Annotated in this window: 9 protein-coding genes; 5 read left to right on the plus strand and 4 right to left on the minus strand. The window is 57.7% G+C overall.

Annotated features, from left to right (window positions below; all coding sequences use genetic code 11):
* From ACIOWA_RS07940 to ACIOWA_RS07955, 4 genes are all read left to right on the plus strand, one after another.
* The coding region (locus ACIOWA_RS07940; RefSeq protein WP_401159240.1) for a helix-turn-helix domain-containing protein at window positions 1-72 on the plus strand (72 nt) is incomplete at its 5' end.
* Window positions 73-154: 82 nt separating this feature from the next.
* A complete protein-coding gene (gene purH / locus ACIOWA_RS07945; RefSeq protein ID WP_339431843.1) occupies window positions 155-1,762 on the plus strand; it encodes a bifunctional phosphoribosylaminoimidazolecarboxamide formyltransferase/IMP cyclohydrolase in 1,608 nt (535 codons plus the stop codon).
* A 173-nt stretch (window positions 1,763-1,935) separates the two neighbouring features.
* The gene (purD, locus tag ACIOWA_RS07950; RefSeq protein WP_401159164.1) at window positions 1,936-3,231 is read left to right on the plus strand and encodes a phosphoribosylamine--glycine ligase; all 1,296 of its coding nucleotides are present in this window, start codon (window positions 1,936-1,938) and stop codon (window positions 3,229-3,231) included.
* A gap of 99 nt (window positions 3,232-3,330) precedes the next feature.
* Window positions 3,331-6,105, plus strand: a complete 2,775-nt coding sequence (locus ACIOWA_RS07955) for a response regulator (protein WP_401159166.1) — start codon at window positions 3,331-3,333, stop codon at window positions 6,103-6,105.
* 22 nt (window positions 6,106-6,127) lie between these two features.
* Here the strand turns inward: ACIOWA_RS07955 and ACIOWA_RS07960 are convergent, their stop codons facing one another.
* The 3 genes from ACIOWA_RS07960 to ACIOWA_RS07970 are packed head-to-tail and all read right to left on the minus strand — an operon-like array spanning window position 6,128 to window position 8,325.
* On the minus strand, window positions 6,128-6,769 hold the full coding sequence (locus tag ACIOWA_RS07960) for a hypothetical protein (RefSeq protein ID WP_401159169.1): 642 nt from the start codon (window positions 6,767-6,769) through the stop codon (window positions 6,128-6,130).
* On the minus strand, window positions 6,766-7,503 hold the full coding sequence (locus ACIOWA_RS07965; protein WP_339538200.1) for a hypothetical protein: 738 nt from the start codon (window positions 7,501-7,503) through the stop codon (window positions 6,766-6,768). The genes ACIOWA_RS07960 and ACIOWA_RS07965 overlap by 4 nt, the downstream gene beginning before the upstream one ends.
* A gap of 21 nt (window positions 7,504-7,524) precedes the next feature.
* Window positions 7,525-8,325 carry a hypothetical protein gene (locus ACIOWA_RS07970; protein ID WP_401159171.1) on the minus strand — a complete coding sequence of 267 codons (801 nt, stop codon included), beginning with the start codon at window positions 8,323-8,325 and terminating at the stop codon, window positions 7,525-7,527.
* A 232-nt stretch (window positions 8,326-8,557) separates the two neighbouring features.
* Here ACIOWA_RS07970 and ACIOWA_RS07975 point away from each other — a divergent pair, with 232 nt between their 5' ends.
* Window positions 8,558-9,154 (plus strand): MarC family protein, encoded by a 597-nt coding sequence (locus ACIOWA_RS07975; RefSeq protein ID WP_221732815.1) that lies wholly within the window; start codon window positions 8,558-8,560, stop codon window positions 9,152-9,154.
* Between the two features lie 131 nt (window positions 9,155-9,285).
* On the opposite strand, the gene ACIOWA_RS07980 is transcribed toward ACIOWA_RS07975, so the two are convergent.
* The gene (locus tag ACIOWA_RS07980; protein ID WP_401159174.1) at window positions 9,286-16,356 is read right to left on the minus strand and encodes a TcdA/TcdB pore-forming domain-containing protein; all 7,071 of its coding nucleotides are present in this window, start codon (window positions 16,354-16,356) and stop codon (window positions 9,286-9,288) included.
* Window positions 16,357-16,476 lie beyond the last annotated feature (120 nt).

A 16,476-nucleotide genomic window follows, 5' to 3' on the forward strand; every position in this document is an offset into this window, starting at 1 on the left:
AAGGCCAGTGAGCTGCTGGGACTTAACCGCGGCACACTGCGCAAGAAACTCAAGCAGTACGATCTGCTGTAAGCATTCAATCAAACCAGAAAGGCGCCCGCGTAAAACCGGTCGCCTTTTTTGCTGACTTCCTTTGCTTTTGATGGAAATTGAGATGACCGACCAGACTACCCGCCTGCCGATCCGCCGCGCCTTGATCAGCGTTTCCGACAAGACCGGGATCCTCGAATTCGCCAAGGAGCTAGAAGCGCTGGGCGTCGAGATCCTCTCCACCGGCGGGACGTTCAAGCTGCTGCAGGACAACGGCGTTGCCGCAGTGGAAGTCGCGGATTACACCGGTTTCGCAGAGATGATGGACGGTCGGGTGAAAACCCTGCACCCGAAAATCCACGGCGGCATTCTCGGCCGTCGCGGCATCGACGACGCGATCATGAACGAGCATGGCATCAAGCCGATCGATCTGGTTGCCGTTAACCTCTACCCGTTCGAAGCCACCATCAACAAGCCTGGCTGCGACCTGCCGACCGCCATCGAGAACATCGACATCGGCGGTCCGACCATGGTCCGTTCGGCCGCGAAAAACCACAAAGACGTAGCGATCGTGGTGAACGCCAGCGATTACGCCAATGTCCTCGAAAGCCTCAAAGCCGGTGGCCTGACCTACGCTCAGCGTTTCGACCTGATGCTCAAGGCCTTCGAACACACCGCCGCCTATGACGGCATGATCGCCAACTACATGGGCACCGTGAACCAGGCTGCCGAGACACTGAGCACTGAAGGTCGCAGCGAATTCCCGCGCACCTTCAACAGCCAGTTCATCAAGGCTCAGGAAATGCGTTACGGCGAGAACCCGCACCAGAGCGCGGCGTTTTATGTTGAAGCCAAACCGGCCGAAGTCGGTATCGCCACCGCGACCCAACTGCAGGGCAAAGAGCTGTCGTACAACAACGTGGCCGACACCGACGCTGCGCTGGAATGCGTAAAGAGCTTCGTCAAGCCAGCCTGCGTGATCGTCAAGCACGCCAACCCGTGCGGCGTGGCTGTGAGCCCGGACGCCGAAGGCGGCATTCGTCAAGCTTACGAACTGGCCTACGCCACCGACACCGAATCGGCGTTCGGCGGCATCATCGCCTTCAACCGCGAACTGGATGCTGAAACCGCCAAAGCCATCGTCGAGCGTCAGTTCGTCGAAGTGATCATTGCCCCGTCGGTGAGCGAACAAGCCCGCGCCATTGTGGCGGCCAAAGCCAACGTGCGCCTGCTGGCCTGCGGCGAGTGGTCGGCTGACCGCGCTGCGGCGTGGGACTACAAGCGCGTCAATGGCGGCCTGCTGGTACAGAGCCGTGACATCGGCATGATCGGCAGCGAAGACCTGAAAGTCGTGACCAAGCGCGCTCCGACCGAGCAAGAGATCAACGACCTGATCTTCGCCTGGAAAGTCGCCAAGTACGTTAAATCCAACGCCATCGTCTACGCGAAAAACCGTCAGACCATCGGTGTCGGCGCCGGCCAGATGAGCCGCGTGAACTCGGCGCGTATCGCCGCGATCAAGGCGGAGCACGCTGGCCTGCAAGTGGCGGGCTCGGTCATGGCATCGGACGCGTTCTTCCCGTTCCGCGACGGTCTGGACAACGCGGCCAAGGTCGGTATCACTGCGGTGATCCAGCCGGGTGGTTCGATGCGTGATGCTGAAGTGATTGCAGCGGCCGATGAAGCCGGCATCGCCATGGTGTTCACCGGCATGCGCCACTTCCGTCACTGATTCAACGCGATCCAAATGTGGGAGCGGGCTTGCTCGCGAATGCAATCTGTCAGCGACAACGGTTTCGACTGACACTGCGCTTTCGCGAGCAAGTCGAATCGTCGCACCGCCGCTCCCACAAAAAAGCAGCTTCATTGCTGCCTCCAGAATGAGCGTCATCCGAGGTTTTAGAAATGAATGTTTTGATCATTGGCAGCGGTGGCCGTGAACACGCCCTGGCCTGGAAAGTGGCTCAGGATCCGCGCGTACAGAAGGTTTTTGTCGCGCCGGGCAACGCCGGTACGGCGATCGAAGCCAAGTGCGAGAACGTCGCCATCGACGTGCTGGCCCTTGAGCAGCTTGCCGACTTCGCCGAGAAAAACGTTTCCCTGACCATCGTCGGCCCGGAAGTGCCGCTGGTGGCTGGCGTGGTTGATCTGTTCCGCTCCCGTGGCCTGGACTGCTTCGGTCCGACCGCCGGCGCTGCACAGCTGGAAGGCTCCAAAGCCTTCACCAAGGATTTCCTGGCGCGCCACAAGATCCCGACGGCCGACTACCAGAACTTCACCGAGATCGAGCCAGCCCTGGCTTATCTGCGTGAAAAAGGCGCGCCGATCGTGATCAAGGCCGACGGCCTGGCCGCCGGTAAAGGCGTGATCGTTGCCATGACGCTGGCTGAAGCCGAAGACGCCGTGCGCGACATGCTCGCCGGCAATACCTTCGGTGACGCCGGTTCGCGCGTGGTCATCGAAGAGTTCCTCGACGGTGAGGAAGCGTCGTTCATCGTCATGGTCGACGGCAAGAATGTACTGCCCATGGCCACCAGCCAGGACCACAAACGCGTCGGCGACGGCGACAGCGGCCCGAACACTGGCGGCATGGGGGCTTACTCCCCTGCCCCGGTGGTCACCGCCGACGTGCATCAGCGTGTGATGGATCTGGTGATCTGGCCGACCGTGCGCGGCATGGCTGAAGAAGGCAACGTCTACACCGGTTTCCTCTACGCGGGTCTGATGATCGACAAGGCGAGCAACCCGAAAGTCATCGAGTTCAACTGCCGTTTCGGTGATCCGGAAACCCAACCGGTGATGCTGCGTCTGCAGTCGAGCCTGGTACTGCTGGTCGAAGCGGCTCTGGCACAAGCGCTGGACAAAGTTGAAGCGCAATGGGACCCACGTCCAAGCGTCGGCATTGTACTGGCCGCCGGCGGTTACCCGGGCGACTACGCCAAGGGTGCAGCGATCAACGGTCTGGACGCAGCCGCAGGCCTGGAAGGCAAAGTCTTCCATGCCGGTACTGCGCTGAAGGATGGCAATGTGGTGACGGCCGGTGGTCGCGTACTCTGCGCCACTGCCATGGGCGCCAGTGTCGGCGAAGCTCAGCAGCAAGCCTACAAGCTGGCGGCGGCCATCGACTGGGAAGGCTGCTTCTACCGTAAGGACATTGGCTACCGCGCCATTGCCCGTGAACGTGGCGAAACCCAGGAATAAGCTGTGCATCAAGTCCGGCCTGGGATACCGTTCCTCGCCGGGCTGTTCCGCCGCCGCGCATCGTTATATTCTGGCATCAACCTACGAAGGGATTTCGCCGTGCGCTGGCTCAGGATTGCCATAAGCTTCACCGTCACGCTGCTGACCTTGCTCTGCATGCTCCCGGCCCTGGCCGCACAAGGCAGTGGCTGGTCGGTATTGCTTGATGATCAGGGCAGTCTGCAACTGAGCGACATCCGCTCAGCCCGCTACACCAATCAATTCAGCCCCATCGACCTTGACCGCCTCACGGCAGCCGAGCCCGATGGCGCGTTGTGGCTGCGATTCAGACTGGCGCCCGGCAAGCACGAACAAGTGCTGCGCATCTTCGCCCCCGACCTTTCACACCTCAATCTGTACGTGCTGGACGGCGACAAGCTGATCGAGCAACGCAACACCGGCAACGACCAGCCCCAGTCCGAGCGGCCGCTGCCGAGCAGTGACTTCCTGTTGCCGCTGCCCCAGAGCGACAAGCCCCTCGACGTTTATCTGCGGATGGTTTCCGACCATCAGTTGCGTCCGTACATCACCTTGCAATCAGCCGTGATGAGCGCGGCCAACCACAACCAGACGCTGCTCTACGGCCTGCTGTTCGGCTGCCTCGGCATGCTGATCCTGCACAATCTCATCCGCTACGCCTACACCCGCTCTCGCAGCAGTCTGTGGCTTGCGGTCTGCGAAGTTCTGCTCAGTCTGAGCCTGCTACTGTTGCTTAACCTCGCAGGCCCCTGGCTGCCGAACTGGCACGCGATCCAGACCCCGGGGGCTTATCTGGCCCTGCTGCTGACCGCCCCGGCGGGTTTGATGTTCGCCTACCGATTCTTCGCCCCGCTCGGCCCGCACCCGCTGAATAAACTGTTGCTGGGCGACATTCTGTTCATCGTGATCTGCAGCCTGCTGCTGTTGTTCGTCAACACCCTGCCGCTGAACATCATCACCTACGCCTTGGTGGCCCTCGCCGGCCTTAGCATGCTGCTGGTCGGCTCCTACCATTGGCAGAAGGGTTATCGTCCGGCACGCCTGTTCGTCGCAGCAATGGTTGTGTTCAACATCGGCACACTGATTATCCTGCCAGCGCTGCTGGGGCTGACCCTGGTCGCTCCGCAAGGCCTGATCATGACCCTGATGGCGTTCATCTGCATCAGCGGCCTGCTGATGAGCATCGCTTTGGGCGAGCGCCAGCGCAGCATCACCGAAAGTCGTTTCAGCATCAGCCGCGACCTGGCCGCCAGCAATGCCGAGATCAACGCCAAGGCCGAATTCCTCGCCAAGATCAGCCACGAGATCCGCACGCCGATGAATGGCGTGCTGGGCATGACCGAACTGCTGCTCGGCACGCCGTTATCGGTCAAGCAACGCGACTACGTGCAGACCATCCACAGTGCCGGTAACGAACTGCTGACGTTGATCAACGAGATCCTCGACATCTCCAAGCTCGAGTCCGGACAGATCGAACTCGATGACGTGCAATTCGATCTCAACGCCCTGATCGACGATTGCCTGAGCATCTATCGGGCCAAGGCCGAGCAACAGAACGTCGAACTGATCAGCTTCATTCAGCCGCAAGTGCCACGGGTCATCAGCGGTGACCCGACCCGTCTGCGTCAAACGTTGCTGAGCCTGCTGGAAAACGCCCTGAAGAAAACCGATGAAGGTGAAGTGCTGATCGTCGTCGCTCTCGACGAGCGCAGCGCCAAGCCACGCCTGCGTATTGCCGTACAAGACAGCGGCGCGCCAATGGAGCAGGAAGAGCGCGATGCACTGATGCACGCCGAACTGCACAGCAAGCACTTCCTTTCGGCCAATCGTCTGGGCGGTAATCTCGGGCTGGTGATCGCACGCCAACTGATCCGTTTGATGCAAGGCGAATTCGGTATCAAGAGCGGCGCCAATCAGGGCAGCACCTTGTGGCTGACCCTGCCACTGGACCCCGACCGTCTCGAACACCCCACCTCCGATCTCGACAGCCCGCTGCAAGGTGCGCGGGTACTGGTGGTCGACGATAACGACACCTGCCGCAAAGTACTGGTGCAGCAATGCAGCGCCTGGGGCTTGAACGTCAGCGCCGTGCCATCGGGCAAGGAGGCGCTGGCGCTGCTGCGTACCAAGGCGCACCTGCGCGATTACTTCGATGTGGTGCTACTTGATCAGAACATGCCAGGCATGACCGGCATGCAACTGGCGGCCAAGATCAAGGAAGACCCGAGCCTGAACCACGACATCCTGCTGATCATGCTCACCGGCATCAGCAATGCGCCGAGCAAGATCATTGCGCGCAACTCGGGGATCAAACGCATTCTGGCCAAACCGGTGGCGGGCTACACCCTCAAGACAACCCTGGCGGACGAACTCAACCAGCGCAACAAAGGCCAGGTGGTGTTCCAGCCGCAAGTGGTCACCCCCGCCACGGCGGCAAAAGTGCCGAGCGACTTCCGCATCCTCGTCGCCGAAGACAACACGATTTCGACCAAAGTGATTCGCGGCATGCTCGGCAAGCTCAACCTGCAACCGGACACCGCCAGCAACGGCGAAGAAGCCTTGCAAGCGATGAAAGCCCAGCGATACGACCTGGTATTGATGGATTGCGAAATGCCGATTCTCGACGGTTTCTCCGCGACGCAGCAATTGCGCGCCTGGGAAGTCAGCAACCAACGCATCCGCACGCCAATCGTCGCGCTGACGGCGCACATCCTTGCAGAGCACAAGGAACGCGCGCGCCAGGCCGGGATGGACGGGCACATGTCCAAGCCTGTCGAACTGTCGCAGTTGCGTGAATTGGTCGAACATTGGGTCGCACAGCGTGACCAGCAAAACCGGACGGCATCGACCTTCTGAGTGGCCTTGTACATCGATTCGATCAAATCTGGAGACTGCTCAGGTATTTAAGCGAGCCGGTTATCACCGACTTTTTGACCTTTTCCCGAAACTGGGCGTAGTGAAGTGTGTTGAAGGTGATGGCTGCAAATTGCTCAACGCTTTCGCAGACCAGTGATTCATCCTCGGAGTACAGGAATCCGGGCACCTGGCGCTCAATCTTGAACTGTCGAGAATAAATGCCCATCTCCACCTTGTTCGGCCCGCTCATGATGCAGGGGATCAATTGAAAGATACCGACACTGCCGTGCAGGCTGGTGGACTCGAACACATCTCGCGCCGATGCGTTTCGCTCCATCGCCACCAGCGCAAGACGCATGGGCTCGGAAAACGCCTCGCCCATGAGGGTTGAGATCCGCTGCGCGCCCTGGCCGGCCATCAGATTGTTCTGCAAGGGCGGCAAGGTTTGTGGCTTCGGCACATCCCAACCGACAAACTTGAGTACGTTGCGGTAGTACTCGAACCAGTCCCCCGATAACCCATCTTCAAACGCCGCGCGCGTAGCCCTTTGTGCATAAGCGGTGCTCATGCAGATGTCATCTCGGTGTGACGCGGGCAGGCCACCGGCAAATGACACAACGCTACCACCCACCACCGCTGCTTGCGGTGTCATCGGATCCGTCATGATTCAATCTCCGTTGGCAGGGTCAACGTCGCAACATTGCCCGCGACCTTGCCGCTGACTTTCAAGGCAATCGCATCACGCGCAGGGCCGTAAAGGGTTTCGGAAAGATTTGCCCGAGCGTGATGCACGTAAACCAAACCTTGCAGATCACAAGTGGGGTATGGCTGCTGGAATGGATTGGGGCCTAATACTCGTCGAGTTTTGAACTCGACATACGCACTGGTGATCGAGGTGGGAGATTTCGCGCATATCACCAGCAAACGTACATCCGCCAGCGGCGCTGGCTCTGCGCTCGACTCGGGCTCAACTGATGCCTGCATGCAACGGCGCAGCAGTTGGAGCGCGGGATCGTCGCCCGGCAACGTTGCAATTCGCGCTAGAACCGTGGCGATTGTATGGGTTTCACCCAAAGCACCGTTAGTCAACATGGCGGTAAACACATCGGGCGCGAGTTCTTCGGCGTCAAGACTGAACTCCCATGTCTGTTTCGTCTTTTTCTGGCGCAACCAGAAGTCATCGAGAACACCTACATAAGCGTCATACCAGTTTATCCCGGTGGATTTTTCGACCTTTTTATTAGCCACCAATTGCGCCAGCAAGGTCGAGTTGAGCAGATCGTCGTAAGCCGCCACACCATCAGCCTCAGGCACAAGCACAATGGAATTACCAACAACCACCGTTAAATATTCGTCGACCATATCATCCCCTTGAATATAAAAACGGGCAGTCGACATTCGACTGCCCTGCGTTACTTATTAAATCTCGAACTCTTCGATTTTAGTAAGCGCATTCAGACCCAATGCATTGCGGATATACTCGCGCGTTGCGTTGGCGACATCATTATTCTTTTCAAATACTGTTTCGCCGCGGTACATTTTTACGTTGCGAATATCCACATCGACAAACAACACTTTGTCCGATGTGTTCCTGCGCAGAAAACGAACGGCACCGACAGCCATTTTGGGTACGCCGTTTACTTCGGTACAGGCACCGGTGGAGATACCACCTACGCCGTTATTCAGAAGGTTTCGTTCATACAGCGTTAACGCCGTCTCACGTTTGCTGAGGGCCGCAACGGCATCAGTTGCCACTTTCAGCATCAATGCGCTGGTCGGACCGGGCACTGCGACACCCGCGAGCACCGAGCCCAGAATCTCCAACACCAGTTTGTCCATGCGGACACTGGTGCCGCCGACTTCAAGATCACTGTAGTAGATACTGGTAGGCGTCCAGCCCGTGGAGGTCATGGCCTTACGGAAATGAAGATACCAATCCTGGCCTTGATCTTCCTGAGGATACTTTTTGTTCGCCGCCAGGCTGGCGAAAAGAAAGGCATTTTGCGCATCGGTTCGATTTACCTCACTGAGGTTACCCGTAAAGGTCAAGATACCTTCACCCACGATAGAGCCTTTACCCGGTACTTCAACAGCATCCCCTGCGGTAATACCCGAGGTAAAACTGCGACTATGAATAGCAGGCACTTGATCGACCTCATACTGCTGAATATCTTTTAAGCAGCTAGCAATAAACCCTTGTTGCATTACTTGGTTACTCATAACGAATTCCTTATCATCATTTAAACAAGCCCTCATGAACTTGTGAAAACAACAATAACCAACCCACCAAGAACGCACAAACTTAAACATGTAACACCAATTACCAAAACAAAAAAAACAGCAACTATCAAGCAAACAACCAACTACGCATAACACTCTAAAAGACAATACCCACAAGTCCTTGAACGACTGATAGACTTCTCCCTACACTCTACTGCTGCGAGCCAAGACCATGCTCCACGTGTTATTCAGCGTTTACCTGAAAATGCTGGTTCTCTACAGCCCGTTCTTCGTGCTGTCCTGTTTCATCAGCCTGACCCGTGGCTATTCGCGCAAGGAGCAACGCCGCCTGGCCTGGAAAGTGGCCGTCGCCACGCTGGTCTCCAGCGTTCTGCTGTACTTGTTCGGACGGGTGATTTTCGATGTGTTCGGCATTACTGTGGATGCGTTCCGCATCGGCGCCGGCAGCGTGCTGTTCATTTCGGCACTGGGCATGGCACAGGGCAAACCCGCGGTGCAGGCCGACAATGTGCAGCAGGATGTGACTATCGTCCCCCTGACCATTCCATTGACTGTCGGCCCCGGCACCATCGGTGCCTTGTTGGTGATGGGCGTCAGCCAGCCGCACTGGGACGATAAACTCACGGCGATCATGAGTATTGCGCTGGCCAGTTTTACCGTTGGCGTGGTGCTTTATCTGTCCAACCGTATCGAACGGATTCTCGGCGATCAGGGTTTGCAGATCGTCAGTCGCTTGATGGGATTGTTTGTTTGCGCACTGGCAGCGCAGATTATCTTTACCGGCGTTAAAGGGTATCTGGTGCACTGAGCAGGGTTATCGACAACGTCTACCCAGCGAACGCCGAGCCCGCCAGTGGGCCCATTCCTGCCCGGCATCAAAAATAAAAAGGTCGCGAACTGTTTGTTCACGACCTTTTATTTTTAGTCTGGCTCGATGTTTCAGACGATCTTTTGAATGACCTTTTCAAGGGTCGCAACCCCTTGATCGACTCTGGCTTGCGACAAGGCTTTCAGCCAATGTTCGACCCCATGCATGTGGTGCTGACCATCGATCCGGACACTTATCTGCACTGGCACACCCGGCTCACCCTCATCGGATTTCACGTCCCGCACAATCAGGCTGTGAGCATTGTCCGGATCGGTGAACACCAGTTGCCCATCGACCAGCGACATCATCAGCCGCTCGCTGGCGGCCATGTCCAGAACCAGTGTGCAAGCGCTTGGCATTTGATCTCCTGAAGAACGCCGACTATCGACCACGATGCAGCTCAACCGCTGCCACGCCTGTTCCGACACCCGATAGCTCGACACCTGCGAACCGAAAGCCAGAATCAACGTGTCGACGCCGTCGGGTAACAGCTCCATAACCTGCGCGATCTCACCGCTCAACTCGAGCGACAGGACGTCCTCCTCACGATGCGCATAGTTACCGGGCCCCCACGAACGATCGGCAGCGTCAGGGCTGAAGATCAGGCCGTCAATCGGGTCAAACAGCATCGGTATCGACGCCTGGCGAGTACCGAGAAACACCGCCCACTGCCCGTCGGACCGTCCTGTAACAGCGAACAGGCGATCCAGTTCCGGCACGTAATACTGATAGCGATCCGCAGACTGCTCGACTTGCAGTACCGAGGCGTGGGATTGCCCATCCAGCAGCGCCTTCAAACGCGCCTGCAACTGTGCAGGCGTCTGCCCCTGAACCTGCGACCACTGATTCTCGACACTGACGATGCGGGCCGGCTGCTGGTCGAGCAGTTCCAGATTGATACCTTCGCGGGTGCGCCCCAACAGACCCTGGCCATGTTTGAGCACCTGGACGAACGCCCATTGCGGCCAGACTTTTTGTACCAACGGCAGTTGCTCGACAGACACCAGCCGCGTGCCATCGGCAAAAGCCTGGCGCAACGTCTCGAACGTGACCAACGCCTGCCGGTAAAGCTGCCCCACAGAAACATCCAGCAGCCAGGCAGCCTGTTTGTCAGGCGTCAGCCCCAGCAGTTCCAGCTCCTTGCCATCGGCGTTATCGACCAGCACTCCCTGCCCGTCAATGCACCACACAGCCACGAAGCCACTACCGGACACGTTGCTTAACCCGATGATCGGGAAAGGTGCGCCTTTGTACGATTCGGCCAGCGCAGGTAGCGCGGTCAGCCAGTCCGGGTGCCTTTTCAGCCATTGCTGGCCGAGGCCGACAAACTCAAGAGCACCGTGTTTATCGATCTCCAATAGCCGGCCATCGGCCTTGGTGGCGATGTAGCGTTTACCAGCCTGCGTGACCGCGATGACGTCACGCTCAAGCACTTCGTTTCGATAAAAACCACCCGCCACTCCAGGCGCCACGCCTCGGCTGATCAGCCGGCTTTGCTTGCTGTAAAAGAGCATCGCGAAGTCATCAGGCTCATGCGGCATCAGCATTACCATGTCCCGGTCACTGCCCAGTTCGGCGCGAAAGTACTTGCCGGTGCCACCCTCGCCAAGCCAGGCCTGATCGTGCAGACCTTCAAGAATGTAGGCCCGGGCGTGAACGAACAAGGCGGATTGCCAGGTGCTTGTCCCGGCCATCATGCCCGGTGTTTCATCCCTGAAAGGACGTGGCGTCGCGAAGTGATTGATCAGGGAAGCCCAGTACACGGCGCCTGGCTTGTTGACATAGTCGCGCGCAAGAGACGAAGTCTTGATCCCCGTCAGCGCCACGTTCCAATCCGCGATCCGGTAATGCAACGTGACCTCGACCTCCGTCTGCTCAAGCATGCGTTGCGATACCCGCAGCGTACCGTCGTCATCCTGTAGGCAGCCGATGATCTTCGAGCCACTCGCCGGGTTCATCAAACGAAAACGGTGAACGACTGTGCCGGTGACCGCATCGACACACCACACCGTCGCGTGATCAGGGTGGTAGAACCAGGCATGGTCGACGCTGGCACCACCGAGCACGATCCCCTCCCTGACAACAACCGGCAGATTGCGGGCGTACAACATTCGATCCCGCAGCACATCATAGAAAGCGGTGGTGAACACCGATCGCTCACCCGGAGTGAAAGGCACCTTGAACGCGTAAAGAGGCACATACCCGGTCACCCATCGCTGCTCGTTTACCCGTTTACGCAGATGTGCCAGAACCTGCGCCATGCTGCGGCTGGCATCAAGCGTGATCGAGACCAGATGCAATCTGAGGTCATTCCAGTTGATCCGGAATAACTCGCCCCCGGCCAGCTCAATAAACCCGTCGAAGGCATTGAGCACAATGCCGTCGACCTTCAGTTGGGGATCGTCGAAGGTCACGCGTTCGAGGCTGGCCCAAGGCGCGCGAACCACCCATTGAGCGCGCCCTTGCGGGAGCGTCACGGCGACAATCCCTGGTGTGAGCCAGAAATGGTAGAGCCCGGTTTGAGCGGTGATTTCATAGGAAACCAGATTTTTCCACTCCGCCGGCAGCTCCGGCACCACCAACTGACGCACATGCTCGTCCAGTTGCACCTCGATCGTCGTCGGCTTATAGACCGGGTGCAGTTTGTAGAGAATGTGCGGAAACGGTGTGTTGACCGTGAAATAGAAACGCTGATGACCATGCTCGTCGTACTCCAGCTTTTCTACTGCGCTGTTACGCAAATCCGGGTACCAGGTTTCAATGCTACCGCTGGCGTAATCCAGCAATGCCAGGCCAGGCACAACGTACGAGGCGAAGGATGTCGGGACCTCGCTGCTGGCCCGTGGTTCGTGCCATTCTCCGGGCATTGGCGTGTAGGCAAAACCCGGCGTTCCGAGTTGGTATTCGTAACCGTAATAACAGGTCGGCGTACACGGCAGCACGACCGTCTGGATATCGTCGGGCACGACCCTGACCAGATCGATTCGCCCGGGCAGTCCCAGCGACTGACGGATATCGATGGCTTGATGAATTCGCTTCGGATCATCGTTGTACTGCGGTAACTCCAACCCTGCGCGATCCATGGGGTAGAACTTCTGGCTGTCAAAATAAACCTGGTTATTTTGCAGATCCAATCGCGTGACGACCGCCTCCGGTTCGAAGCGCAGCACACGGCCCTTGCGCGTGTAACCGGCCGTTCCGTAAGCATTCTGAATCTTGCGCAAATGGGCACCCACGGCCCGGGCCTTGTCGCTGATCTGCCCCAGGTTACTGGCGATGGCCGATACACCGATGCCAACACCGAGCAACGGCACTGACACAATAGCGGCGGCAGCGCCGACGGTTCCACCCGCGGCCAGTGCGACGATATCCAGCCCCAGCGCTGACGCATCGAACACCAGTTGCGTGGCCAGCCGCGAGCGCTGCTCCTGGTGGGTGGCAACCGCCAGGCCGTAAATGTCGAAGCCGATATTGGCCACGGAAAAAACAGTCCCGACGCCTGTGGCTGCACGCCCCAGAAGCCGTCCGGACAATGACGATTGGCGTAGCGCCAGACTCTGCTCACTGGCCGCCACCTGACGCACCAGGCGGATTGTCTGTAGCGAATCGCTCAACACGCCATACCCCAACTGGGCGTAACTGACATACACCTGCACCTGCAGGGCTATCGACAATGCCGGGACCTGACCGTGGTCGGCCTGATAGTCGCGATGACGCATTTCGGTGATCAGCGTCTGGATCGCAAAGGCAAAACTCAAACGACTGCCGCCATCGGCTTCACTCGATGCGCGGTCAGCGCCTGCCAGGCTTTTCACCAGACGCTGCACATGTTTTTTGACGTTGCTTAGCCGCGAATCGAGGGTGGTGATATTCAAGGTCTTTTGCGGGTTGCGCGCATCCACCAGCGTCACGCTGTAACGGCTATCGGAATCTTCCCGAACCGTTTCCAGCAGGGGTAAGTACTCACGCCCCACTTTGTGTTCAGTGCGCAAGGCATGAGTGGCCTGTTCAAGCTCACCTGCCCAGTACCGAGCATCGAGTTGCGCCAGACTGGCCCCCATCCGGCTGTTGTCGTTTAACGAGCGTGTACGCGCGATGGCTTGTTTGTCCCACACCGTGGCGGTTTGCGTGTCAACAACGGCGGAGTTTTGCACAAAGCCGTCCAGCAGCAGATTCACCGAAACAACCTTTTGCGCAATCGCCGCGGTATTCAACTCGATGACGTTGAATTGCGGATGAACGCCGTCACCCAGACCGTACAACCTGGCCAAGGCGCCGTTCTCGGCACTCAGGTAATGCGCCACGCCCTGCTTCAGTTCCTGTACACCTGCAAACCCATAGATCGCAAAGTTAGGCTCATAAAAACGATAGACGCTCTGATCACCCACTCTGGTTTTCGCCACCAGCAGGGCGTGATTACCGGTATCGAGCAGCATGACGACGGGCGCCGTTTTCGCCTCAAGCGCCTGTGCGATGTGTTCCAGGCTTTGGCTGCCCAACGGTTTGCCGACATCACTCAGAGGCAAGTCATGCAATTCATCCAGCGCCTGCAGCAAGGTCCGGGCGTCTGCGTCTTCAGGGGTCTGGCTGGCGTTGGCCACACTGCCGATCAACGCCCGCTCCGCTGACTCGCCACGAGGCAGTGCCGCCGCCATCAACAGTGCCAGCGGATAACACCTGCGGCCGGGGTCACCGGTTGTCTGCATCAGCAGGTCTTGCGGCACCTGCCGGGAAGAAACGGCGCCTGCCTTGACAAATGCCTCACGAACCTGGGTACCGCGATTGAGGATGCGCAGGTGATAGTGACGTTGCGCGGTGTTGTTGATTTGCCCGAGGCGCTCGCCCCATTGACTCAGAGTCAGAGGTTGGTTGAGCGCGAGCACTTTGAGTTCGCGCGCCGTGTGTTTGCCGGATACGCCACCGCGCGCAAGGCCTGCCTGAAATGCCGGTGACGGACGCTGGCGCAAGGCTTTTTCAATGGCATTGAAACGGGCGAACACTCCCCCTTCAGAGGTTTCGCGAGCGATAGTCAGCACCTCTTGCCATGCGCCGGCAAACCCGTTGGCATCCAGGTGCATGGCACCGAAAATACCGCCCAGCATGACCCGCTGCAGCGGGCTCAACTGCTCAAGCGTCAGTGAACCGTGAGCAACATGGGAGAACAGCTCGTTCAAGTTTGTGGTGGACTGCGCCCCATGAGAAACGGGTAAGTCACTGTTAGGCTGCGCGAGGATTTCCTGGCGTGCGTCGAATCCGATGGAAACGTTTTTGTTGAAGGTGATGTCACCACTCAACTTGTCCTTCATTGCACGATTGAACGGTTCGCCCAACTCATCCATCAGTTGTTGCAATACCGAGGTCAACAGCACCGGCTTGCCTTCAATCACCGGCCAGCCTTGTTTGAACGTCAGGGTCTGCTGATTCAGCAACTCTGCCAGATTGCCGGCATAACGTGATTTGAGTTTGCCGGTTTGCCATTTTTCCTGCTCTTTCGCCAACCACTCTTCAGGCTGGGCATTGACGGTCCAGCCGGAGATCGTTTCCTCTTCGGTATTGAAGTTATAGCCTTCACTCAGCGCCAGTCTGTTCATGATGCCGACGTAGTCGGTTTGAAGATGAGTTTCGATATATCCCCGCAAACCTATGTTGGCGGCACCGGGGCCCGTCAGGTTTATTGTGCCGCGAGCGTCGATGCGAATACCGTCCTGGTAGTAACTTAAAATGGACTGAGCCAAATGACTCAGAAAATCTTCGACTGATGGCGTGAGCTTTCCTTCTGCTCTTTTTTCGTTCATGACGTTTTCAATCAGACCCGACAACTTGTCGATTTCCGACCAGTTGATACCCGCCTCGGCAGCCCTGCGTTCAACGGTTTGCAAAGCGTCATAATTGAAGCGAATCAACTGCATGATCGACAGGGTCATACCACTACGAGGATGTGCCAGGAAGTGCGCATTCATTTGTCGGTCGAATTGAATGCCCATGCGAAATCCATTCTCGGGCACTCGCGCATCGGCCGATGGAACAAATATGTCACGGGCATCCGGCTTGCCGCGCGCGAAAGCGAGCAGCGACGCCTTGTGACTGGCAGGAATTTTGTCGGTTTTATCCGCATAGCGTGCGCGATCCCGCCCCGGCATCAGTGCCTCGTTGTGATTGAGTAACAACTGCAAGACACCCAACCGCTGTACATCATCGAAACCACTGATATCCACCCCACCCAACTTATCGGCCAGCGGTGGCAAGTAATCCATATCGCTGTAACGACCACCCTCCAAATACTCGGCCTGCAACCGCACAACATCACTGGCCGCGGCAAAATTGCCACGCAGGGCGACTTCTCGCTGGTAGACATCCTGTAAAAAGTGGTCGGAGAACTCATGCCTGACGTCACGCAACTGCAGATCCTGGCCGGCCATTGCCAGATGCGTCTCAAGGCAGCGCTGGCGAAAGGCGTCGAGGGTTGCACGGTCCTTGCCGTAAGCGCGGACCATCAGGTCAATGCGTGCCGCGTCCGCTTGACCGCGCCATTGCGGTTGTTCGAGATACTCGAACATCTGGTGTTTCAACACCCGTGCGCGATCCTCGATCATCCGTGCCAGGTAGTTGGGGTGGGTGACCTTGTCGCCTCCCGCCTCCATGGCATGCGCTCTTGCACTGTCGAGAATCACCCGGTTCATCTCAAACGCCAACAATGCATCACTGTCGAACCAGAGATTGAACCGATACCCCTCAGGCTCCAGTACTGCGCGCCAGATGTTCATGTAATCACGCTGGATGTCACCGACTTCACTGCCACCAACCCAGACGAAGTGCATGATCTTCGGCACTGGCCGGGCGACGCCATGAAGCATGTCCACCGTCGCCGACAGCCTCGCCTCCGACTGACTCAGCCAGTTTTGAATCCGATTGATCTCCACAGGCACGGGTGTCTTCTTGCGGCCCAGAAATGTTGTCAGCGACTCTTGGAAAAGTTTCAGCGACAGCCATTGTTCGGCTTCATTGTGCGTTTGATTGAACAATTGATAGTACGTGGCCAGTGCCGTGTATTCGGCGGAACCGGCAAACTCGCTCAATGCCATTTGAAGTGCTGAATAATCTTCAGCCGATATGAACCTGTAGTCATCCGTATTCTTTTTCATCGCTCTCATCCTTGAATCAACTATTCAAAAGTCGGACAAAACTAAGGCGTAAATACGGAGCACTCAAAAGTGAAGAAACGCAAGTAATGTCAAACGAAACATTGAACAACATTCAGCGTC

This window comes from Pseudomonas sp. NPDC087614 (assembly GCF_044743485.1).
GTDB classification, from domain to species: domain Bacteria; phylum Pseudomonadota; class Gammaproteobacteria; order Pseudomonadales; family Pseudomonadaceae; genus Aquipseudomonas; species Aquipseudomonas baetica_A.

Excerpts from the sequence above, each read along its gene's own strand:
- ACIOWA_RS07980 (WP_401159174.1), bottom strand. The coding sequence starts at position 16,356 with ATGAAAAAGAATACGGATGACTACAGGTTCATATCGGCTGAAGATTAT.
- ACIOWA_RS07975 (WP_221732815.1), top strand. The coding sequence starts at position 8,558 with ATGCTCCACGTGTTATTCAGCGTTTACCTGAAAATGCTGGTTCTCTAC.
- ACIOWA_RS07960 (WP_401159169.1), bottom strand. The coding sequence starts at position 6,769 with ATGACGGATCCGATGACACCGCAAGCAGCGGTGGTGGGTGGTAGCGTT.
- purH (WP_339431843.1), top strand. The coding sequence starts at position 155 with ATGACCGACCAGACTACCCGCCTGCCGATCCGCCGCGCCTTGATCAGC.
- ACIOWA_RS07965 (WP_339538200.1), bottom strand. The coding sequence starts at position 7,503 with ATGTCGACTGCCCGTTTTTATATTCAAGGGGATGATATGGTCGACGAA.
- purD (WP_401159164.1), top strand. The coding sequence starts at position 1,936 with ATGAATGTTTTGATCATTGGCAGCGGTGGCCGTGAACACGCCCTGGCC.
- ACIOWA_RS07970 (WP_401159171.1), bottom strand. The coding sequence starts at position 8,325 with ATGAGTAACCAAGTAATGCAACAAGGGTTTATTGCTAGCTGCTTAAAA.